The following is a 22,606-nucleotide window of genomic DNA, read 5'->3' as shown; positions in this document are numbered from 1 at the left end:
AGCGTACGCGGCGCACCAAGAACCCGGCATTGCATCATGGCAGATCAGCTACTACCAATCATCGAGGGTCTTGCAGCCGGTGTTATTGCGGCGGACCTGAACGATCCGCACGGACTGGCGCAGCTCCATGAATCCTTTGGAGCGGCGGCGAAGGTCGCCCGTGATTCCGGGGCGGCGACACACGAAGAACTCGGACGCGCCGCGGAACGGGGTGCCTCGCTTCTGGAAGCGATCATCCTGCAGGAAGTGGCCAACGCTCAGGCGGCGATGGACGAGATCGGCGCAATCCTGACGCAGTTGCAGCAGTCCGTTGACGGCGGGTCTGAATCGGTAAAGCCGCAAGCGGCGGAGCATCCCCCGGCAGAGGCCTCCCCGTATGACGGGCCCGAGCCCGACTTTTCGGTCCAGACGGATACGGCCGACCTGGCCCGCGAGTTCATCAACGAAGCGACCACGCATATCGACGCTGCCGAGGCCGCGTTGCTGGCCTTGGAGGAAAGCCCGGAAGATCCCGAGCCGGTCAAGACGCTGTTCCGGGCGGTTCACACGATCAAGGGAACTGCCGGCTTCGTAAATCTCAAGCAGATTCCGCGGCTGGCCCACTCGTGCGAGAACCTGCTCGACCTGGCCCGGCAAGGCAAAATCGCCGTCATTGGGAAGACGGCCGACCTGGTGCTCGAATCGATCGACCGGCTCAAGTCGATGGTCGCCGAGCTGTCGAAGGCAGTCGAGCGTAACGGCGTGCAACCGCAGGACGCGGCGCTGGGGGAACTGATCGACCGCATCAATACCGCCAGCCGCCAGACGGACGCCGCGCCGAGCCCGGCGCCGGCAGCAAAGCCGGCCCCCGTAGCCGTAGTCGAGAAGCCCGTCGTTGTGCCGACGGTGGAGAAGACGCCGGCTGTGCCGCAAGCGCCGGTCGAAGAACCGAAGAAGCTGCCGGCGGTTGTGGCAGAGGTCGCGGAAACGGAAGCGGTTGTCGCGCCCCGTCCAGCCGCTGCAACAGACGCCGCGCCGCCGCAGGCCCGCTCCAATGACGCGACGGTGAAAGTGTCCACCGACCGCCTGGACCGCCTGATCGACTCGGTGGGCGAACTCGTCATCGCGCAATCGATGCTCGAGCAGTCCATCGGCCATGGCGGCGGTGACGGTTCGGGAACGTCCGGTGCCACGCGCGGTCTCTCGCACCTGGGCAAGCTGACGCGAGAGCTTCAGGACCTGGCGATGTCGATGCGCATGGTCCCGATCCAGGGCGTGTTCCAGAAGATGGCCCGGCTCGCCAGGGACCTGACACGCAAGTCCGAAAAGCAGATCAGCTTCACGACGGTCGGCGGAGAGACGGAGCTGGATCGCAACCTTGTCGAAGCGATCAGCGACCCGCTCGTGCACATGATCCGCAATGCCGCCGATCACGGGATCGAACCGGCTGACGTTCGCGAAAAGGCCGGCAAGCCGCGGGAAGGCCACCTGGAACTGCGGGCCTACCACCAGGGCGGCAGCGTGGTGATCGAGATCCGCGACGACGGCAAGGGGCTGGTCAAGTCGAAGATCGTCGCCAAGGCCGTCGAGCGGGGAATCATCCGGGCCGACGAGCAGCTCAGTGACCAGGAGATTTTCGGACTGATCTTCCATGCCGGACTAAGCACGGCTGAGAAGGTCACCGATGTATCGGGCCGCGGTGTGGGCATGGACGTGGTCAAGCGCAACATCGAATCGCTGCGTGGCCGTATCGAAATCGAATCCGTCGAGGGCAAGGGCACGACCTTCACGGTTCGGCTGCCGCTCACCCTCGCGCTGATTGACGGACTCGTGGCCAGGGTTGGCGATCAGCGGTTCATCGTCCCGCTGCTGGGTGTCGAGCAGAGCCTGCGTCTGACGCATGGGCAGGTCTCAACGGTTCATGGTCGCGGCGAGCTTTGCATGTGCCGGGGGAGCCTGCTTCCGGTCGTCCGCCTCCACCGCCTGTTCAACATTGAGCCTGCGTTCACGGAGCCGACCGAATGCCTGGCGATCATCGTGCAGGACAACGTCCGCCGCTGCTGTCTGCTGGTCGACGCCCTGGTGGGCCGGCAGCAGGTGGTCATCAAGTCGCTGGGCGACACGATCGGCCGGTCGAAGGGCGTCGCCGGGGGCGCGATTCTTGGGGACGGCAAGGTGAGCCTGATCCTGGACGTTCCGTCACTCCTGGACATTGGCAACGGGTAGCTCTTGTCGGCATCGGGCAGCTCAAGGGATCGAAACAGAGAGACGACTATGACAGCGATATCAAAACCGCAGACCTCAATGGCCCAGGCAGGAAAGTACCTGACCTTTGCGCTGGGGGATGAAGAGTACGGGATCGAGATTCTCAAGGTCCGCGAGATCGTCGGGTGCCTGGACATCACGCCGGTCCCCCGGACCGAACCCCACGTCAAGGGCGTGGTGAACCTTCGCGGCCAGGTGATCTCGGTGATGGATCTGCGGACGGCGTTCGGAATGAACGAAGTGCCGCGAACGGAACAGACCTGCATCATCGTGCTCGAGGTCCGAAGGGACGGCCGCAAGGTGTCTTGCGGAATGGTCGTCGATCGCGTCCGCGAAGTGCTGAACATCACCGAGAGCCAGATCGAACCGCCGCCTGATCTCGGCGCCGCCGTGCAAGGCGGATGCATCCTCGGGATGGGGAAGGTCGGGGACCGGGTCAAGATCCTGCTCGACATCGACGCGGTACTGGGATTCGCCTCTGAAGGGGCCGCGCGGGCGGCCTGAAGTCAAAACAAGAACCACTGTTGGATCGGGTTAACACCGCCTTGCAAACAACGAGACCGCTATGAAGTTCATCGCCAATACCAGCCTTTCCACGAAGCTCATCGTCACGTTCATGTTTCTCGGCGTTTTGCCGCTTGCCGTGATCGGCTGGCGACTGAAGGTTGCCGCGACGAAGATCGAACAGACGACGGCCGACGTCATGGAGGAGCGCGCCGCGCACCTGCTCGACAAAATCGACCGTAACGTTTTCGAGCGCTACGGCGACGTGCAGGCCTTTGCCTCCAATGCAGTGATCCACGACAAGGACTCGTGGTATCAGGCCGGCGCCGACAAGAACAAGATCGTCGCAGCGGCCAACAAGTACGCCAGCCTGTACGGCATTTACAAACTGTCGATTCTCGTCGACACGACGGGCAAGGTGATTGCGGTCAATGACCGGGATGCCACCGGCAAGCCCATCGAGACGGGGTGGATCTATCAGAAGAACTTCAAGGACGCCGCCTGGTTCAAAGAGGCGATGGCCGGCAACTTCCTGAAGAGCACGATCCTCGACGGCACCTATGTGCAGGACGTCTACTTCGACGATGAGGTGAAACGCGTCTATGGCGGCGACGGCATGGTCATCGGGTTCAGCGCGCCGATGCGCGACGAAGACGGCAACGTGATCGGCGTCTGGAACAACCGGGCAGACTTCGCGTTCGTCGAAGAGATGATCGTTGACACGTACAAGTCGATGAAGGCGGACGGCGTCGTGACCGCCGAGTTCAGCCTGGTTGACCGCGAGGGCAGGTTCCTTGTCGATTACGACCCCTCGGGCCTGAAGAAGGAAACGCTGGAACGCGACACCGCGACGCTCCTGCGCAGGACCATCATGGAAGAAGGGACCGATGGGGCCCGGGATCTGATCGCCGGCCATAACGGCACCAGCCGGGTCCTCGACACCGAACACGGACACTGGCAGACCGCCGGCTACGCATCGTCCAAGGGTGCGTTGGGCTACCCGGGGCTCAAGTGGGGCTTGTTCATCCGCGGCAACGAGGAAGAAGTTCTCGCCGCACAAACCTCAACAACACATGAGTTCGTCTGGCTGCTGGGGATCACCAGCGTCACCCTCGCAATCGCATCATGGCTGCTGGGACGAAGCCTCTCCAAGCCGATCCTCCGTGGAATGGCCGCGATGAAGGACGTCGGGCAGCAGGTGGCGGCGGCTTCGCAGCAGGTTTCTTCGGCGAGCCAGTCTCTCGCACAGGGTGCCAGCGAACAGGCGTCTAGCCTTGAGGAAACCAGCAGCGCCCTGGAGGAAATCACCTCCATGACCCGCAAGAACGCCGAAACCGCCCAGCAGGCCAGCGCGCTTGCCGCCCAGGCCAAGGACGCCGGCGACAAGGGCAACCTTGCGATGGCCAAGATGGGCCAGGCGATCGGCGAAATCGAAAAGAGCGCCTCGGAAACCGCCAAGATCATCAAGGTCATCGACGAGATTGCGTTCCAGACGAACCTGCTGGCGTTGAACGCGGCCGTTGAAGCCGCCCGGGCCGGCGAAGCGGGCAAGGGTTTTGCGGTGGTCGCGGAAGAAGTCCGCAACCTCGCGATGCGTTCTGCCGAAGCGGCCAAGACCACGTCGGCGATGATCGAACAGAGCGTTCAGTCCGCCCGAAACGGCGTCGCCATCAGTGGCGACGTCGGCAAGATGCTCGGCGAGATCACGCTGAACGTGACCCGCGTGAACGCCCTCGTCGGAGAGATAGCCGCCGCGTCCAACGAGCAGTCACAGGGCATCACGCAGATCAACAACTCCGTGTCACAGATGGACAAGGTGACCCAGTCGAACGCGGCCGGTGCCGAAGAGACCGCCGCGGCGTCCGAAGAACTCTCGGCACAGGCCGCGGAGATGGCGTCTACGGTCAGGGAACTGATCTCGATCGTCAGCGGCGCGGTGCAGACACCCGCGGCCCGCGACGGCCGGGACGATTCCGAACTCCGCCGGCCGCCTGTCGCCGCGACACGGCAGCCCCAGGCCTCCAGGCCCCGGGCGGCTACTAAGGCCGAGTCGGCGATTCCCTTCGGCGACGATCAGAAGAACAGCTTCAGCGACTTCAACGGATGAGCTCCGTCGCGAGGCAGACGGATGGCGATCGACCGAGAGGCATCAGGCGGAACATGGAACAGGCCGACTTCAAACTCTCGCGCAGCGAGTTCGATTCCCTGAGTCGAGCGGTGTACGACCACTGCGGGATCAACCTGCATGACGGCAAGCGAGAGCTCGTCGAGGCCCGACTGGGCAAGCATATCCGCCAGGGCGGGTACCAGTCGGCCGGGGCGTTCATCGAATCCGTCCTGAACGACCGCAACGGCGAAACGTTCGTCCGCCTGATCGATACGCTGTCCACGAACCTGACCAGCTTCTTCCGGGAGGCGGACCACTTCACCTACCTGGTGAGGGAGTTTCTGCCGCGACTGATTCGAGACCGGAAGTCTTCGGACCAGAAGCGGCTCCGGTGCTGGAGCGCGGGCTGCAGTTCTGGCGAGGAGCCGTACACCCTGGGCATTGTGCTTCAGGAAGCGATTCCTGATCTCAAGCAATGGGATGCGCGAATCCTCGCGACAGATATCTCGACGCGGGTGCTCGAGCGGGCCGAGCGGGGCGTTTACGACGCGGCGCGGATCTCGGGTGTGCCCCCGCAACTGCGGACCCGCTATTTCGCGACCAATCGCTACGACGGCCACGTGTTCTTTGACGCGCTGCCTTCGCTGCGATCGCTCATCGCGTTTCGTCGGCTGAACCTGATGGAAACCTGGCCGTTCAGCGGTCCGTTCGACTTCATCTTCTGCCGCAACGTGATGATTTACTTCGACAAGCCCACGCAGCAGGCACTGGTGAACAGGTTTCATAGCGTTCTTTCGCCAGGCGGGCTGCTGTTTACCGGGCATTCGGAGTCACTGACCGGGGTTCGCCACCCGTTCGAGTACGTCCGACCGACGATTTATCGCAAGGCGTGAGTGCAGTGGTGTCGGGATTTGACCGTCATTGGAGACGAGCGTGACACAGATCGTGGTCCAGGTATCCGACGCCCGAGCGTCGGCCGACAAGTCGGCCGCCATCGTCACCTATTCGCTGGGCTCCTGCATCGGAGCAGCCCTTTACGATCCGGTGGCGGCGGTCGGTGGCATGCTGCATCACCAGTTGCCCAGCGGGTCTCTGGACCCCGAAAAGGCCTCGCGCAATCCCTGCATGTTTGCCGACACGGGTCTGGCGTATGTGCTGGCCGAGATGGAACGCCTCGGCGCCAACCGCCGAAGAATTCGGGTTCGCCTGGCCGGTGGGGCGGCGATGCTCGACGCGTCGACCAGCTTTGCGATCGGCAAGCGAAATCACGCGGCGATCCGAAAGGCGCTCTTCCAGCACGGATTGTTTGTCGATGCTGAGGAAGTCGGCGGCAGCGTCCCCAGGACGATGACCCTGCAGATCGCCAACGGCGAGGTCAGCATCCGAACCCGCGGGGAGTCGCACGGAATTTAAGCCACCAAAGTGGACGTACGGGAGCCGGCAATGAGCTACACGGTCTTAACAGTCGATGACTCGCCGATGACTCGCGCGATGATTCGCAAAACCCTCCAGATGACTGGGCTGCCTGTGACGCAGCTCCTGGAAGCCACCAACGGCAACGAGGGGCTCGAGGTCGCACAGGCGATCCGGGTCGACCTGCTGCTGGCAGACCTGAACATGCCCGTCATGGATGGCGTCGAGATGATCCGCCGGCTCTCAGCCGATCCGGCATCCAAGTCGGTGCCCGTCGTTGTGATCTCGGCCGACTCCGACGAGACCCGCCGTGCCGAACTCCGGGGCATGGGTGTTCGCGGCTTCGTCAGCAAGCCATTCACGCCGGAGAAGTTGCGGGAGATCTTTACCTCGATCCTGGGAGCCGCATGAGCGCCACAGCAACCGAATCCACGACACAGTCACTTGCCCAGCGCGTTGCCGAAGCGCTGGAGCTGATGGCATTCATCATCGCCGAGCCGCTGGCTTCGCCCGGAGACGTTGAGCCCAACGCGGTTGTCACCGCGGTAGGCTTCTTTGGTGCGGCCAATGGCAAACTCGAGATGCTCTGCCCGCTCGATCTGGGCCGGGCGCTGATGGCGAATGTCGAGGTCGCCGGCAATCACGACCCGGACCAGCTGGCTCGCGAGGCTCTCTGCGAGCTGGCTAATATCGTCTGCGGTTCGTTCGTCGGGCAGGAGTTCGCAAGCCTCGGAACGACCACACTGACACTTCCCAGCCAGGAAGTGCTGCGAGCCGAATCGTCTGCCGATTGGGACCAGGCGTTGGCCATGGACGCCGACGGAATGCAGATCCGGGTACGACTCATCAAGCACGGAGCGGTGTGATGGCGGCAGTGTCCCCAGTGATCCAGTCTGTGACGCCGGCGCGCAAGTCATCCGCAATCCGGGTGCTGATCGTCGACGACTCGGCGGTCGTAAGGCAGATTCTGACCCGCGAACTGGGCAAGCTGCCCGGCATCGAAGTGGTCGGGGCCGCGCCCGATCCGTTTGTCGCGCGGCAGATGATCGTCGATCTTTCGCCCGACGTGCTGACACTCGACGTCGAAATGCCGCGGATGGACGGCATCACGTTCCTGCAGAAGCTGATGGCAGCCCGGCCAATGCCGGTGATCGTCGTCAGCTCCCTTACCGCCACCGGCACGGAAACCGCCCTGGCCGCAATGGACGCCGGGGCAGTTGATGTCGTCGGGAAACCCGGATCGGCGTACGAGATCAACGGCATGGCGGCCGAAATCGGCGCCAAGGTTCGCGTGGCCGCCCGATCCCGGCCGATGCCGCAACACCGTACCGAGCGCCCGGCCTCGCCGACCGCGATGGCTCGAACGACGGACCGGGTTCTGGCGATCGGGGCCTCGACCGGCGGCGTGCAGGCCCTGTCGGAAGTTCTCGCGGCATTCCCGCCGAACGCACCGGGGACCGTGATCGTTCAGCACATGCCGCCAAAGTTTACGGCGTCGTTCGCCTCAAGGCTCAACCAGCTGTGCGGCGTGCAGGTCAAGGAAGCCGCCAACGGCGACAGCGTTGTGCCCGGCCGTGTCCTGATCGCGCCGGGTGGTATGCACACGGTGCTGCGGCGGTCCGGAGCGAGCTACTACGTTGAAGTCAAGGACGGGCCCCAGGTGCATCACCAGAAGCCGAGCGTCGATGTGCTATTCGACTCGGTCGCCAAGTCGGCCGGATCAAACTCTGTCGGAGCCATCCTGACGGGAATGGGTGCCGATGGTGCCGCCGGATTGCTGAAGATGCGCCAGGCCGGTGCGTACACGGTGGCCCAGGACCAGGCAACGTCGGTTGTCTATGGCATGCCTGCGGAAGCCGTTCGAATGAATGCCGCAACCGAAGTCCTGCCGCTGGGGCGAATCGCGGCAACGTTGATGGAGCGGGCGTGCTGCCCGGCCTGAGAGGTAACGAGCCTTGCCGTTGGGATCGTCCGGTGAACCAGAGAGACCCGAATGAATGTAATCACTGCAAAGCGGGAGACGCCGGCCGGACCATCGGCAACAAAGGTGTGCGGCCAACGGCTTTCGCTGACGCTGCCCTTCGTCGATGCGATCGCCCAGCTTTTCGAAAAGATGCTGGGTTGCCCGGTCGAAGTCTCCGAGCTCTCCGCGACGACGAGCCGATCGGCGCCGACTGACATCTGCGGCCGCATCGACTTTTCCGGCGAGTATCGCGGCAATATGTGCCTGCGGCTCGAGCCGGCCGCCGCGCACGCGATGGGAAAAGCGTTTACAGGCATGACCTTTGATCTGCACAGTGCGGAGATGGCGGATACGGTCGGTGAACTGTCCAACATGATTGCCGGTGCCGCCAAGGCGAAGCTTGGTATTCGCACGCGAATTTCTGTCCCAAAGGTTTGGATCGGCGTGGAAATCGATCCTCCCGCACCGGTCGGCGCGGTCATTCCGTGTCGTGTCGGTGATGCGTCGTTCTCAGTTGAAATTACTCTCGTCCAGCAGCAGGCAGCGTGAGGCCACAGACATGAAAATTCTTCTCGTCGACGATTCTCAAATGATGCGGGGCGTTCAGCGCAAGATGCTGGAAAAGATCGGCGCCGAGTTTCTCGAAGCCGGTCACGGTGCCGACGCGCTGGCGGCGATCGCCAAGTCGGGGCCGGTCGCGCTGATCATCTGCGACTGGAACATGCCCACCATGGACGGCATTACGTTCGTTCGCGCACTCCGCGCGATCGACAAGAACACGCCGATCATCATGTGCACCACCGAAACGGAGAAGCCTCGGATCATCGAGGCGCTCAAGGCCGGCGTGAACAACTACCTCGTCAAGCCTTTCACGCCGGAATCGTTCATCCAGAAGGTCGTGCAGACGCTCCAGAAGTCCAAGGAAACCGCGGCAACGGCCGCATAAGAACCTGCACAGCGAGCCAGAACTCTCGCGTCGGCGCCAGCCGTCTTGTACGGCAATGGTTGCGCCGCGGCTTGCGCCATGCCACCGGCCCTCACTCCTTGGTATCATCCCGCTCCTGCGAAGGCTTATCCGTCTGTCGCAACCAACGAAGGCAGGAGCGGAGTCGATGGATTTTCAGCGCGTAGGCATTCTCAGTGATGAAGTGTCGGCCCGGTTTGATGAGGCCCTCGACTGGATTGCGGGTAACGGCCTGCGGCATACGGAAGTCAGGGTGGTGGACGGCGTCAACATCGCGACGCTCGCCGACGACCAGGTCCGGCGCGTGCGAGATCGTGTCGAATCACGCGGGCTTTTCGTTTCGGGCATTTCTTCCCCCGTCTTCAAATGTGCACTTGATCCCTCGCGTCCTGTGGCGTCCGGCGACCGGTTCGGACAGCAGGAAGAATCTGTCGCGGCCCATTTCGACAAGCTCGCGAGGGTGATCGAGATCGCGAAGCTGCTGGGTACCCGGCGCATCCGGATCTTTTCATTCTGGCGGGAGATCGAGCCGGCCAACCATCGGGCGGAGATCATCGCCCAGCTTCGCCGAGCGGCAGATATCGCAGCAAAGCACGACGTCCTTCTACTGCTGGAGAACGAACCGTCTTGCAACGGAGGCTTCGCCGCCGAGGTCTCCGACCTTGTCCGGGGCGTCAATTCGCCGTCACTGCGGGCACTCTGGGATCCGGGCAACGAAGTCTATGGCGGCCGCGAAGCGTTTCCCGCAGGTTACGAACACGTCAAAGATGTCCTGGCTCATGTCCATCTGAAGGACGCCTACCACCGTAAAGACGGATCGGCGCGATGTGTGCCGATGGGGTCTGGCGATCTGGCCCTGCTGGCCCAACTCAGGGCGCTTAAGGCTGACGGTTACGACGGCTTGTTTACCATCGAGACACATTTCATTCCGGCCGGCTGCCCGCAGAAGACTGGAAGCCAGCTGTCGCTGGACGCACTTCGCACGATCTGGAAGGAGATTTAGTAATCATGCCCGTGACCCCTTCACTCGCAGGAAGTTCGCCAGTGAATGAGCGAACCGTAGACAGGCTTAAGGTCAAGGCATTCGCTACTCGACAGGCGATGGGCGCAGCCGCGGGTTCGGATGTCGCAACTCGCCTGAAGGCTTTGCTGGCGACCAAGGTCACCGTACGCATGATCTTCGCCGCGGCGCCTTCGCAGAACGAAACGCTCTCCACGCTGGCCGCGACGAACGGCATCGACTGGTCGCGCGTGACGGCGTTCCACATGGACGAATACATCGGCCTGGCGACCGATGCGCCGCAACGGTTCGGCCAGTATCTTCGGCGGCACATCTTTGACCTGGTTCGGCCTGGCGTGGTGAACTTCATCGACAGCGCCAACGACGCCGCGGCCGAGTGCCGAAGGTACGGCGACTTACTTCGCGCCGGGCCGATCGACATCGTCTGCCTGGGCATTGGCGAGAACGGTCATATTGCATTCAATGACCCGCCGGTCGCGAAGTTCGACGACGCCGAAACGATCAAGGTAGTCGAGCTCGACGACGCCTGTCGCCAGCAGCAAGTGAACGACGGCTGCTTCCCGAGTTTTGCTTCGGTGCCGACGCACGCGCTGACGCTGACGATTCCGACTTTGATGTCGGGCACGCACCTTTTTTGCAGCGTCCCCGGCCCAACCAAGCGAAACGCCGTGACCCGCACGCTCAACGGCGCGATCGGCACGGAGTGCCCCAGCACGGTCCTGCGACGACATGCGGACTGCACGATGTATGTGGACAAGGACTCTTACGCGGGCGCGTGACACTAGGGTCAGGCTGTCATCCGGAGGTACGGCGAAGGGCCTTGTACCAATGGACGAATGGCTTGTGATCAGAGGAGGACCATCGACGGTCCGCTCCGATGATCGAACATCTTGCGGTTTTGATGCCAGGTCCTTCGGAGTACTTCAGGATGACAGCGGAGGCACCACGAGATCTGGTGAAGCGTGTGGACGCCCTGCACTACGCCACCGGACATCCCGTCTCGATCGGCATCGACGGCGGCATTATTCGCTCGGTAGAACCGATCGCCGCACCGGAGGGCACCCGACCGCGCGCCCCTACGTTTGTCGGCCCCGGCCTGGTTGATCTGCAGGTGAACGGTTACCTCGGCCGCGATTTCAATCGTCCGCCGATCTCACCGGAGACCATCGGCGACTCGGTTCGCCTGCTGTGGCAGCAGGGCGTCACGTCCTTTTACCCGACCATCATCACCAACTCGCCTGATGCGATCGCGCAGGCGGCCGGAGACATTGCTCGCGCTTGTGAAGCCGATCGTGTGACGGCCGACGGTATTGCCGGAATCCATCTCGAAGGCCCGTTTATTTCGCCGGAAGATGGTGCGCGCGGTGCACATGCATTGCAGTACGTTCGCGCGCCAGATTGGGACCTGATCTCTCGCTGGCAGGATGCGTCCGACGGCAGAGTGAAGATTGTGACGATGTCGCCGGAGTGGCCGGAAAGCTCGGGGTTTATCGAGCGATGCGTGGCCGGTGGAATCACCGTATCGATCGGCCACACCTCGGCGACCCCGGAGCAGATTGCCGCCGCCGTCGCTGCCGGGGCGCGCCTATCGACACATCTGGGCAACGGCGCTCACCTGATGCTTCCCCGGCACCCGAATTACCTTTGGGAGCAACTCGCCCAGGACGAGCTTTGGACCTGCGTCATTGCTGACGGGTTCCACCTTCCCGACCAGGTGTTGAAGGTGATTCTCAAGGTCAAGGGTGACAAGGCGATCGTCGTCAGTGACGCTGTGTCGCTCGCCGGAATGCCCGCCGGCACTTACACACAGCCAGTTGGCGGCGATGTCGTGCTAACGCCGGAAGGGCGGCTGCACCTGGCTTCCAATCCCAGGCTGCTGGCTGGCTCCGCCCAGATGCTGCCTCATCACATCAGTCATCTCATCGGCCGAGGCCTGGCGACGTCTGCCGACGCGTGGGACATGGCATCGGTCCGCCCGGCGTCGCTGATGGGGCGTCCCCAGTCTGCGGGAATCGCTGTGGGTGCCCCGGCCGACCTGGTCTTGTTTACGGCTGACAATGGCGGGGTCAGAATCGTGGAGACGATCAAGGCCGGCCGCCGTGCGGGCGGGCCGTCGGAAGCCTCGATCAACACTTCGAAGATCACGGGCTAACAGTCGTTGGGGGCTGCTCGGCATATCACATTGCCACAGGATCGAAACCTGTGCCACGAGGTCGTCGCATGTCGCTACGTAGCTGTTGCCTGGCCGTCGTGCTCATCACTATTCCCGCACGCAGCGTCGGTGCCGGCGAAGTGACGCTAGGCGGCAGAACACTTCAGGTCGCCGAGGGATTTGAAGTCGAACTGGTCGCGTCAGCGCCGCTCGTCGAACGGCCGATCTCTGTATCGCTCGACGATCAGGGGCGTCTGTACGTCACCGATTCCGGCGGGATGTCGGAGAAGGCGGAGAAGCAGCTCGCCGCAAAGCCTCACCGCATTCGTCGCCTGGTCGATTCTGATGGTGACGGCAAGTTCGATACCAGCACCATGTTCGCCGACCGGATGATGTTCCCTGAAGGTTGCCTTTGGCACGAAGGTTCGCTGTACGTCGCCGCGCCACCGGAAATCTGGAAGCTCACCGATGCCGACGGAGACGGGGTAGCCGAGAAACGCGAAGTATGGTTTGACGGCAAGACCCTCACCGGATGCGGGAACGACCTGCACGGCCCGTACCTCGGCCGCGACGGGTGGTTCTACTGGTGCAAGGGAGCGTTCGCCGAGCAAACGCACGCTCTCGTCGGCGACAGGAAGCTTGTTACCAAGGCGTCGCACATCTTCCGCAGCCGGCCGGACGGATCTCGCCTGGAATCGGTCCTCACCGGCGGAATGGATAACCCCGTCGGCGTTGCGTTTCTATCCACCGGCGAGCGCATCTTGAGCTGCACGTTCTTCCAGCAGCCGGCGGCAGGGCGGCGAGATGGGTTGATTCATGCCATCTACGGAGGAGTTTACGGCAAGCAGCATGATGTGCTGAGGGGCCACATTGTCACCGGCGGTCTGATGCCGGTGTTGTCCCATCAGGGTGCGGCGGCACCGGCGGGAATCATCGCCGGTACTCAGAGTCTCTGGGGCGGTGGGCACCGCGACAACCTGCTCGCATGCTATTTCAACCTGCGCAAAGTCGTTCTCCATGAACTGATCGCTGACGGGGCCACTTACAAAACGAAGGACACAGACCTGCTCGCGAGCGAGCACCCCGATTTCCACCCGACGGATGTGCTCGAAGACTCGGACGGAAGCCTGCTCGTTGTCGATACCGGCGGGTGGTACAAGGTGTGCTGTCCGACATCGGTGCTCGCCCGCCCCGACGTCATGGGCGCGATCTACCGGATCCGCAAGAAGGGGCAGGCGAAGGTGGCTGACCCGTACGGCAGGTCTATCGCCTGGCCGTCACTGGATGAACCCGCACTGGCTGCACTTCTCGCCGACGACCGTGGGGCAGTACGTCGGCGGGCGGCGGGCGAGCTGATCCGCGGCGGAGAGAAGTCGGTCGCTGCGCTGGCCGAAGTGATCCGATCGCATCGCTCGGCCACCGTCCGCCGCGAGGCGATCTGGGCTCTGTCACGGATCGACGTTCCGGCGGCGCGAGCGGCCAATCGGGCGGCGCTTCTGATCGACCCGGCCGTGGCTCACGCCGCCATTTCTGCCGCAAGCCTCTGGCGTGACCGCGACGCCGTAGACGACCTGCTGACGCACGTGCTGGGCGAAGACCCGGCGCTGGCGCGGGCCGCGGCCGAAGCGCTCGGCCGTATCGGCGATCGCCGTGCCGTGCCGGCGCTGCTGGAAGCCGCAGGAAAGCTGGGCGACTTCGAACCCGACGCCAGCGGCGCCCCGGCCAACCCGGCTACGCGCATTCTGGAACACAGCCTGATTTATGCGCTGATCGAGATCGGCGACGCCGGGGGCACGCTGGCCGGGCTTTCCAGCCCCTCGGATTCCCGGCGGCGGGTGGGGCTTGTGGCGCTCGACCAGATGAAGGACGGCGGTCTTGCTTCGGACAAGGTTCTTCCACTGCTGGACAGCGGTACGGCGAGGATGCGCCGGACGGCCGCCTGGATTGTCGGCCATCACCCCGAGTGGGGCGACGCCGCGAGCCTGCACTTCGGCAGACGATTGGAATCGCCGCCGGCGACGGAAGCAGCACAGCTGGAACTGGCCGAGTTGCTCGCCCGCCTGAGTACTTCGCCGGCGGTATCGCGACTGATGACGAGTGTCCTCGATGGTCGATCCGCCACGGGAACGCGCAACGTCGTCTACCGTGCGATGGCGGCGGCCGGCCTGGCAGAGACACCGACCGATTGGCTCGACAGGTTGGCCGCCGTCCTGCCTGACGTACCGGAACATGAACTTCCGCTGGCCGTTTCAGTTGCCCGGTCACTGCCGCAACCCAAGGCCGGTCGCGTTTCCCTTCAGAATGCGCTACGGAAGATCGGCGGCAGCCCCACTGTCGCAGAGGCGGTTCGGGTCGATGCCCTTCTCGGTGCCGGAACGCCAAAGGACGTCGATGCTGAACTCTTCGCCGACCTGACTGGATGGCTTGCGCCCACCCAGCCGCTTCAGGTTCGTGGCGGTGCGGCCGCAATGCTCGCCCGCGCGGGTCTTACGGCCGATCAGCAGCTTGCACTGGCCGAGACGCTGCGGGGGGTCGGGCCGATGGAACTGCCAAAGCTGCTCCCGGCTTTCGAGCGAGGTGCGATCGGTCAGCCGCTCGGAGAGAAGCTGGTGGCGTCGCTGAAGGCGTCGCCGGGTAAGAAGGGACTGCGCTCCGATGTCCTCAAGGCGACGCTGGCCAAGTACCCGCAAACCATACGCGACGCGGGTGAGTTGCTGCTAAAGGAACTCAACGCCAGCGCCGCAGAACAGAGTGCCCACCTCGACAAGTTGCTGTCCGAACTGCCCAAGGGAGATTTCAGCCGGGGTCAGGCTGTGTTCCTTGGCAAGAAGGCGTCGTGCATCAACTGCCACGCCGTGGGATACCTGGGCGGCCGGCTGGGGCCGGACCTGACCAACATCGGCAAGACGCGCAGCGAGCGCGATCTGCTGGAGGCGATCGTCTTCCCCAGCGTCAGCTTCGTTCGCGGGTACGACCCCGTCTACGTGGACATCCGCGGCGAAGACAAGATCGTCGGCATCGTCACGACAGAATCGCGCGACGAGATCGTCGTCGCCACAGGCCCGCAGGACGTCCGCCGTTTGCCGCGAAGCCAGGTGATCGACATCCGTCCGAGCCCGTTGTCGCTGATGCCCGATGGCATGGAAGCGGCGATGACGAAGCAGGAACTGGCTGACGTGATCGCCTTCCTGAAGGAGGTACGGCGATGACAAACAGAGAGCCCAGGAGTCCTCGCCCGTATCGATCGAAGTCCATCGCGCGTCGCGATCTGCTGAAGTCGTCGGCGGTGATCGGAGCGGCGGCAGCCTTTCCGCGAGCCTCCGCGGCTGCGACCAAAGGCGGCATGATCGCCGCTGAGAACGCCAAAACGGGCACCGGCGATTGGCAACTGACCTATGTCCGGCCGGATCGCAAGGACGCCGTCCGAACGAGCCGGATCGAAGGTTACTGCTCGCACACCAGCGTCCGCGCCGGCGAGACGATCGCGTTCCACCTCAGCACCACACCGGCGTCGAACGTCACGATCGATTTATACCGGATGGGCTACTACCAGGGCCTCGGCGGACGACATGTAAAGACGATCGGGCCGATCGCCGTCAAACCGCAAGTGATTCCCGAGCGGGGCGTCAACCGGCTGCGCGAGTGCCGCTGGCCGGTGACGGCCGAGTTCACGGTGCCGGGCGACTTCGTCAGTGGCGTCTACCTCGGCAAGCTCTCGTGCGACGTCCATCGCTATCAGAGTTACGTCGTGTTCATCGTCCGGGACGACCGGCCGGCCGATCTGCTGTTCCAGTGCAGCGACAACACATGGCAGGCATACAACAAGTGGCCCGAAAGCGATTCGCTCTACGACACCGATCCGCCGAACAAAGCGCTCAACGGCACAACCCGCGTCAGCTTCGATCGCCCTTATGGGCGGTACCCGCAGGTGGTCGATCAGGCCCTATCCTTCGGAAGCGGCGAGTTTCTCTGCTGGGAGTTTCCGCTGTGCTACTGGCTGGAAAGCCAAGGGTATGATGTCAGCTACATATCCAATCACGACACGCACGCCGGCGGCGAACGGCTGACGCGGGGAAGGGTCTTCCTCTCCGTCGGGCACGATGAGTACTGGACACTGCAGATGTTCCAGAACGTCAAGTCGGCGATTGCCGGGGGAATGTCGGCGGCGTTTCTGTCGGGGAACTCGGCCTGCTTTGCAGCGCCCCTGGTGGCTTCGACCGACGGGCGGCCCGATCGGGTTTTCCACCGCGCCGGTCGGTTTGGGAATCTGACCGATCTGGAAAAGCTGCAGATGGGGCCGTTCGATCTGGACGGTCTGGACCTGCCCAACGAAAGCTCGATCATCGGTGCCCGCACGGTAACGCCGTTCAACGGGTCGGGCGACTGGACCGTGGCACCCGGCATGGCCAACCATTGGCTGTTCGCCGGTACGGGTATGAAGGCAGGCGAAAGCATTCCGGGTCTTGTCGGTTGGGAGTTCCACGGCGACCCGGCGAAGATCGCCGGTCTGGAAGTGGTCGCGACCGACACGACCATCAACTCTGCCGAGAAGACGGCGACGTTTACCGCGACGGTATATCCCGGCCCGAAAGGGAACTGGGTGTTCAACGCCTCAACCATTTTCTGGAGCATGGGCCTGAGCCAGCCGCCGGGATTGGTGCCACCGATCAGCCATTACGGTCGACCGCACGGGCCTGATGCGCGGGTGCAAAGGATCACGTCGAACTTTCTGGGTAAGTGTGGCGTCCAGTCGACACCCGCTTGAGCACATCGATCGAAATCCAAAAAGAGAGAATGAAGTCCACACATGCGCACCGATGGGCACTGATGGGAGAGGATGCAGTCAGTGACACGGGCTGGAAGCGCTGGAAGCCCGTGTCGCTGATCGAATCTGGGGGCATTTGTCGCTGGTCCGGGTCTGGAACGAGGAGCCTTTCGATGGATACGTCCGCTTCGATGATCGCGATCGTCCTGATTTCTATGCTCGCCGGGTGCCGTTCGACCAAACCGCCGGCCGCCGTCGCCATTGGACCGGATCTCTCGATCGCGCGGGATGGCCATTGGCTGGTCATCACGTCTGATCAGACGCCGGAGATCCGCATCAACTACCTTGAGGCATACTGTCGTCCCGGTTCGACGGATGCCGACTGGGTGAAGCAGACGGTCATCAAGCACAAGACTGAAGATGTCGAGGTACCGGCCGGTGGGAAGCGGATCGTCATTCGCGATACCCTTGCCGACGGGGTGATTGTGGATCACACCATCACGGCAGGGCGGGGAGAGATCGACTTTCGCGTCGTTGCCCACAATCCGACCAATCAGCCCAGCCTGGCCCACTGGGCGCAGCCTTGTGTGAGGCTGGGGTTGTTCTGTGGCTTTGCCGATCCGCCGAAAAACTCACCGACGGATTACCTCGGCAAGTGCTTCATCTACAGGAATGGGAAGCAGGTGCGGATGCCTTTCGAACCATGGGCGACGGAAGCTCGGTACGTGCCAGGCCAGGTTTGGTGCCCGGCGCATGTCCCTCGGGCGGACGTCAATCCCCGGCCACTGTCGCCGGTGGTACCGAGTAACGGTCTGATTGGATGCGAGTCAGGAGACGGAAAGTTTTTGTTTGCCACGGCGTGGGAGCCGTACCAGGAGCTGTTTCAAGGTGTCGCGCGGTGTCTGCACAGCGACTTTCGGATAGGCGGGCTCGCGGCGGGCGAGACGAAAGTCATTCGAGGAAAGGTATATGTCGTCCCGAATGACGAGGCGGCGTTGCTGACGCGGTATCAGCGGGACTTTCCCGAGCACATCAGATAGCGAACGGTGAACTACGATCTGGACTCAAACGCCAAGGATCCAAGAAGGGCCAGTCTCTGACCTTGTCCTGGATCCTTGGCGTTTTGGCGTTGAAAGCCCTGATAGAGCAGCAGGGCAAGAGCTTCACTTCACCGGCCGCAGCAGGGTGATCTTCTGCGCGCCGTACTCACTCACGTACAGGCAGCCGGTACTGGGGTCTTCGGCGATGTCCAGCGGGGAAGCCAGCTTCGTGAGCCCGGGGATGCCGACATGGGCGGTACGAACCTGGCCTTTTTCATCAAGGTCCAGGCACAGGATGTCGCTGCCGTTGTTGTAGCGGCAGACGAGCACCTTCCCCTTCATCTTGCCGTCGAACGCGCCAGACTTGAACTCGACCGTGCCATTGGGTGAAACGTGCGTTCCGAAGTCATAGGCAGCGGGCGTCCAGTCGGCATCGGGTTGGGTGCCGACGGGGTATTCGGTCACCTCAGCGACGTCGCTACCCGCCGTCGGATTTCCGCCATTCAAGATGTAGTGCCCCTGGGCCGGGTTGGGGTGACCGTAGTAGCGCCCCTTGCGAACATCAAAGAGCCAGTCGTGTTCCGTCATGGTCACGGCCTTCAGGGAAGGCGCCTTCGCACCGGCGGGGGTATTGCCGCCCGGGCTGGAACCGTTGACTGCGGCATACAGCCTGCCGTTGCTGTGCCAGAGCAGGTCGTACGCGAGGCGAATGCCCTTGGCATAAATGGTCAGGGGTGCGGCCGGTGCGTCGGGATCGTAACTCCCGCCGACGTCGGCCGTGCGGGCATCGATGGTCTGTGATTGGCCGAGAGATTTCGTATCCAGTCGCAGTATTGACGCGTTCAGACGGTGTTCCGGTCGGTTGCCCCATATCTCATCCGGAGCCCCGTACGCGCTGTTGCTGGGCTGCGGAATGTACAGTGCACCGTCGGGTCCGAACGCCGGCTGGTTTGTCAGGTGGTCTTTCACGGATCGCGGAAGCCCCACCACAACATCATGAACATCGGCCAGTCCCTTGCCGCCCATTCGCGATACTTTGCCGCTGAGGTCCGGAGCACTTTCAAAGCCGAACCAGCCATGACTGACCCAGATCGTTACCGTGCCATTCGAAGGGTCGGCTGAACTGGATGTTGAGGGATCGAATGCGAATCCAGTCAGCAAGCGGTTCCCGCCGTTGGTCTCCTGCAGGGCTGTGAAAACCTCAGGCTTTCCGAGGGTGCCGTCGGCCGTGATCGGAAAGCGGTAGATGCGACCCTCATCGCTGCCAGCCCAAAGCCGACCGTCGGGGCCCATCTGAACGCACGTGAAGCCCGCACCGCCAGCCGTAGGCAGAGACACCTGTGCAAACTTGATCGACGGATCGGCCAGAGAACCGGTGCTGAAAGAGATGGTCCTGGCGACCGCGGCCACGCCCTTGGCGTCCTTCAATCCGGCACCAATGGACAGCTTGTAACGGGTCATGCCGTCGAGCGTTCTGGCCGGGCGAAGGGTGACGGTCGTAATGCCGTCCGATCCTGTGGACTGCGAGATCGCTGCTTCGATCGGCGTTTCGTCGTCCGCTTTGCGGAGAACGATATTCGATGAGTTGAGCGTGGCAGCAGCAAGTGCCCCATTGGGCGCACTCATGCGGAAAGAGAGCGCCTCGTCAGGCTTCACGTTGGCCGCCCCGTCGGAAGGACGAGCGCCAATGACCAGCGGCGGAGCAAGCGATTGGCCGCTGATGCCGAGCGTCTGTTTCATCCACTGGCCGACGCCCCGGCCGCGAACGAGCAATACCGCCACCGCGATCGCCATCGCACCAATCAGACCCCATCGGATGCGGCGGCCGAGCGAACTGGGCGACCTCGGAGCCGCCGGCGCGTGCTCCACCGGAACGGCTACGGGCAGATCGTCATCGTCTTCCGCATGGTCGATTAACGTGCTCATGACGGTTCACTTTCAATTGAAGGCGCGGTGTCGGTCGGGCACACGGAATGAATCATGCCCATTCAACTGAAAAGTTCGCCTCAGACCTTGCCAAGGCGAACCTTCGATGGAACGAATCCCAGTTACGTCTAAAGCCGCATGGTCTAAAGCCCGGCTGAAGCCGTCTGTCCCGAGCCGGCTTCCTGTTGCAACTGTCGGATAAAAGCAACGATTTGCTTGAGCTGTCCGTCCGTCAGTCCGGGATTTGTACCCTTCGGAGGCATCTGGAGCTTCATGAGGCTCTTCGGATCGGTCGCAGCACGGCCGGCTTTGATGAAGTCGACCAGCTCGTCGTCCGCATGTTCGAACACGAACTGACTAGTTCGGAGCGTCGGCCCCTGGCGCGGCATGCCCTGGCCGTTAAATCCGTGACAAGCCGCACAAGCCTGATTGAACCACTTCTGACCGTCGGCGGCGTCGGAAGAGCCCAGAGAGACCTTCACCGCGGGTTTGGGGGTGTCCTGTGTCGCACCGACCGCTTTGTCGCAGCCGCTGGCCAAAGCGAGCAGCGCAACAGATCCGACGGCGATGACCGACAGGTGGCGGACGAACGATGTCATATGCGTGTTCACAGCAGTTCCTTCTGAAAACGTCACTTCACTGACGAAATCAATTGTCCGATTGGTTCGAGTCACCTCGTGCAGTCCGATAAGCCCGTCGAACCGCATCCTTACCCCACTAACGACCCTTCATCTTGCCTCAGGTTGGGACGACAGGACCGCCCTGAATAGGGTTGATCCCACGCTTTGAGGAACCGGACGCAACAAATGACGCGCCTCATTTGGCCCACTTGAGCGGTGCCACACGCGACGAAATGTCGCGGAATAACGTTGAAACCGCCGCTATCGGGCATGGATGAAGCCACGATGAAGCACAGCACGCGGTTTGCTTACCTTTGAATCGACGCGAGTAAGCCATTGGTGAAGACTTAAGCCAATAACTTGCCATGGCCATCCAGTTGGCTTCGATTCAATTACGACGGAGTTGCTCGTTGGGTTTCAATTGTCACATTTTCGCCGTTCGGTTCGCTTGGCGGTCCGTTAAGAGTCACTAAGCGGATTGACGAAGTCCCTTTTCGCAATTCGCCACAGAAACAAAACAGGGTAGTCCGATGCTCAACCGCCAATCGCAACCCGGTTTCGACTCACCAACAAACCTATTCATGTCGCAGCCAACACTTCCGTCCCTCTCGTCAAGTCACGTCGGATTCGCTGCCGGCACCGCGTCATCGTCGGACGAGTCGTCGAAGGACGAAGAACTCCGATCACTACGTGTTGAAGTAGCGCGTTGCCATGCGTTGGAAGCCGAGCTGATGCAACTGCTTGGTACCAAGCGTGTTGATCGCATCGTTCACGACATCAGAAACCTTCTCCAGGAACGGATATTCCTGCTGGCGGCGTGTCGCGATTCCGAAGAGAAGTGAGCCCCGAGCCGTTCCCACACTTCCAAACCCGGTCGCAAGGTCCCATAGGGCCGATCTCGCCGGCCCGCTGATGTGCCTAAACCCTGCGCCGACTTTGCATTACGGGTGGATTGGGAAAAGAACTTCACACCTGCGGCCTCCCCTCGCTTGTCGCATTGGCGTCCCCTCTTTAAGCTTGCTCGTTGAACTCAAACGCGCCGACTGTTTGGTCGGCTGAAGAAGGAGCGACGCTATGGGTCTGTTGGACGGCAAAAAGGGCTTGATTCTGAACGTGGCGAACGATCGTTCGATCGCCTGGCATATCGGTCATAACGCGATTCAGCACGGCGCGACCTGCGGCTTCGGCTACCTCGTCATGGGCGATGCTGACAAGTCGCTCCGCCGCGCGAAAAAGTCGATCGACGAGCTGGGAATTTCCGACCCCTTTCTGCACACCTGCGATGTCGGCTCGGACGAGTCGATTGCCGCCTTCTTTGCCGCCGCCAAAGAGCGCTTCGGCACCATCGATTTCCTGGTGCACTCGCTGGCGTTTGCGAACAAGGACTATCTCAAGAAAGAGCAGGGCGTGTTCACCCAGACGCCGCGCGAAGTCTACTCGCAGGCATGCGACATCAGCGCCTACAGCCTGATCGCACTGACGCGCGCCGCGTTGCCGCTGATGCCCAATGGCGGATCGGTCGTCGCGATGAGCTACTACGGCGCAGAGAAAGTGATTCCCGGCTACAACGTGATGGGCGTTGCCAAGGCGGCGCTGGAATCAACCGCGCGTTATCTCGCGTATGACTTGGGTGAAAAGAAGATCCGGGTGAACTGCATCTCTGCGGGCCCGATCCGCACGCTGGCCGCGATGGGCGTCGGTGGAATCGATGAGATGCTGGAATACACGCCGAAGAAGGCACCACTCAAGCGGAACATCGACGCCGACGAGGTTGGCAAAACGGCGGTTTATCTCCTGAGTGAACTGTCCAGCGGCGTAACCGGAGAGACGCTCTACGTGGATGCCGGCTTCAATAACGTCGGCCTCTGATCGCGAGGGCGAATCGGC

Annotated in this window: 20 protein-coding genes; 18 read left to right on the top strand and 2 right to left on the bottom strand. The window is 62.5% G+C overall.

Going from position 1 to position 22,606, the window contains the following annotated elements:
- Positions 1-36 precede the first annotated feature (36 nt).
- From IPV69_RS06715 to IPV69_RS06640, 16 genes are all read left to right on the top strand, one after another.
- Positions 37-2,205 (top strand): chemotaxis protein CheA, encoded by a 2,169-nt coding sequence (locus IPV69_RS06715; protein ID WP_206294153.1) that lies wholly within the window; start codon positions 37-39, stop codon positions 2,203-2,205.
- 48 nt (positions 2,206-2,253) lie between these two features.
- Positions 2,254-2,748 (top strand): chemotaxis protein CheW, encoded by a 495-nt coding sequence (locus IPV69_RS06710; protein ID WP_206294152.1) that lies wholly within the window; start codon positions 2,254-2,256, stop codon positions 2,746-2,748.
- Positions 2,749-2,809: 61 nt separating this feature from the next.
- On the top strand, positions 2,810-4,855 hold the full coding sequence (locus tag IPV69_RS06705) for a methyl-accepting chemotaxis protein (RefSeq protein ID WP_206294151.1): 2,046 nt from the start codon (positions 2,810-2,812) through the stop codon (positions 4,853-4,855).
- 53 nt (positions 4,856-4,908) lie between these two features.
- The gene (locus tag IPV69_RS06700; RefSeq protein ID WP_206294150.1) at positions 4,909-5,748 is read left to right on the top strand and encodes a CheR family methyltransferase; all 840 of its coding nucleotides are present in this window, start codon (positions 4,909-4,911) and stop codon (positions 5,746-5,748) included.
- Between the two features lie 40 nt (positions 5,749-5,788).
- Positions 5,789-6,268, top strand: coding sequence for a chemotaxis protein CheD (locus IPV69_RS06695; RefSeq protein WP_206294149.1), 480 nt, complete (start codon positions 5,789-5,791; stop codon positions 6,266-6,268).
- Positions 6,269-6,298: 30 nt separating this feature from the next.
- Complete coding sequence (locus IPV69_RS06690; RefSeq protein WP_206294148.1) at positions 6,299-6,679, top strand: response regulator; 381 nt, start codon at positions 6,299-6,301, stop codon at positions 6,677-6,679.
- Positions 6,676-7,134 carry a chemotaxis protein CheX gene (locus IPV69_RS06685; RefSeq protein ID WP_206294147.1) on the top strand — a complete coding sequence of 153 codons (459 nt, stop codon included), beginning with the start codon at positions 6,676-6,678 and terminating at the stop codon, positions 7,132-7,134. The genes IPV69_RS06690 and IPV69_RS06685 overlap by 4 nt, the downstream gene beginning before the upstream one ends.
- Complete coding sequence (locus IPV69_RS06680; protein WP_206294146.1) at positions 7,134-8,210, top strand: protein-glutamate methylesterase/protein-glutamine glutaminase; 1,077 nt, start codon at positions 7,134-7,136, stop codon at positions 8,208-8,210. Before IPV69_RS06685 ends, IPV69_RS06680 begins: the two co-directional genes overlap by 1 nt.
- 51 nt (positions 8,211-8,261) lie before the next feature.
- On the top strand, positions 8,262-8,780 hold the full coding sequence (locus IPV69_RS06675; RefSeq protein ID WP_206294145.1) for a chemotaxis protein CheX: 519 nt from the start codon (positions 8,262-8,264) through the stop codon (positions 8,778-8,780).
- 10 nt (positions 8,781-8,790) lie between these two features.
- Positions 8,791-9,177 (top strand): response regulator, encoded by a 387-nt coding sequence (locus tag IPV69_RS06670; RefSeq protein ID WP_206294144.1) that lies wholly within the window; start codon positions 8,791-8,793, stop codon positions 9,175-9,177.
- Between the two features lie 166 nt (positions 9,178-9,343).
- Entirely contained in the window at positions 9,344-10,198 is an 855-nt protein-coding gene (locus IPV69_RS06665) for a sugar phosphate isomerase/epimerase family protein (RefSeq protein ID WP_206294143.1), read from the top strand.
- Between the two features lie 5 nt (positions 10,199-10,203).
- Positions 10,204-10,995, top strand: a complete 792-nt coding sequence (locus tag IPV69_RS06660) for a glucosamine-6-phosphate deaminase (protein ID WP_390884381.1) — start codon at positions 10,204-10,206, stop codon at positions 10,993-10,995.
- 149 nt (positions 10,996-11,144) lie between these two features.
- Positions 11,145-12,368 (top strand): N-acetylglucosamine-6-phosphate deacetylase, encoded by a 1,224-nt coding sequence (locus IPV69_RS06655; protein ID WP_206294141.1) that lies wholly within the window; start codon positions 11,145-11,147, stop codon positions 12,366-12,368.
- A 68-nt stretch (positions 12,369-12,436) separates the two neighbouring features.
- Positions 12,437-15,577, top strand: a complete 3,141-nt coding sequence (locus IPV69_RS06650) for a PVC-type heme-binding CxxCH protein (RefSeq protein WP_206294140.1) — start codon at positions 12,437-12,439, stop codon at positions 15,575-15,577.
- Positions 15,574-17,133, top strand: coding sequence for a N,N-dimethylformamidase beta subunit family domain-containing protein (locus tag IPV69_RS06645; RefSeq protein ID WP_206294139.1), 1,560 nt, complete (start codon positions 15,574-15,576; stop codon positions 17,131-17,133). Before IPV69_RS06650 ends, IPV69_RS06645 begins: the two co-directional genes overlap by 4 nt.
- A gap of 173 nt (positions 17,134-17,306) precedes the next feature.
- A complete protein-coding gene (locus IPV69_RS06640) occupies positions 17,307-18,173 on the top strand; it encodes a hypothetical protein (protein WP_206294138.1) in 867 nt (288 codons plus the stop codon).
- A gap of 123 nt (positions 18,174-18,296) precedes the next feature.
- On the opposite strand, the gene IPV69_RS06635 is transcribed toward IPV69_RS06640, so the two are convergent.
- Together IPV69_RS06635 and IPV69_RS06630 are read right to left on the bottom strand one after the other, a co-directional pair.
- The gene (locus IPV69_RS06635; protein WP_206294137.1) at positions 18,297-20,099 is read right to left on the bottom strand and encodes an Ig-like domain-containing protein; all 1,803 of its coding nucleotides are present in this window, start codon (positions 20,097-20,099) and stop codon (positions 18,297-18,299) included.
- A 143-nt stretch (positions 20,100-20,242) separates the two neighbouring features.
- Positions 20,243-20,710 (bottom strand): c-type cytochrome, encoded by a 468-nt coding sequence (locus IPV69_RS06630; protein WP_206294136.1) that lies wholly within the window; start codon positions 20,708-20,710, stop codon positions 20,243-20,245.
- A 539-nt stretch (positions 20,711-21,249) separates the two neighbouring features.
- Between IPV69_RS06630 and IPV69_RS06625 the strand changes: the two genes are divergently transcribed.
- Together IPV69_RS06625 and IPV69_RS06620 are read left to right on the top strand one after the other, a co-directional pair.
- Entirely contained in the window at positions 21,250-21,561 is a 312-nt protein-coding gene (locus IPV69_RS06625; RefSeq protein WP_206294135.1) for a hypothetical protein, read from the top strand.
- A gap of 232 nt (positions 21,562-21,793) precedes the next feature.
- On the top strand, positions 21,794-22,588 hold the full coding sequence (locus IPV69_RS06620; RefSeq protein ID WP_206294134.1) for an enoyl-ACP reductase FabI: 795 nt from the start codon (positions 21,794-21,796) through the stop codon (positions 22,586-22,588).
- Positions 22,589-22,606 lie beyond the last annotated feature (18 nt).

The organism is Humisphaera borealis (genome assembly GCF_015169395.1).
Lineage (GTDB): Bacteria > Planctomycetota > Phycisphaerae > Tepidisphaerales > Tepidisphaeraceae > Humisphaera > Humisphaera borealis.
Note: the sequence above shows the minus strand (reverse complement) of the source record. Positions and strands in the feature narration are given on the sequence as shown.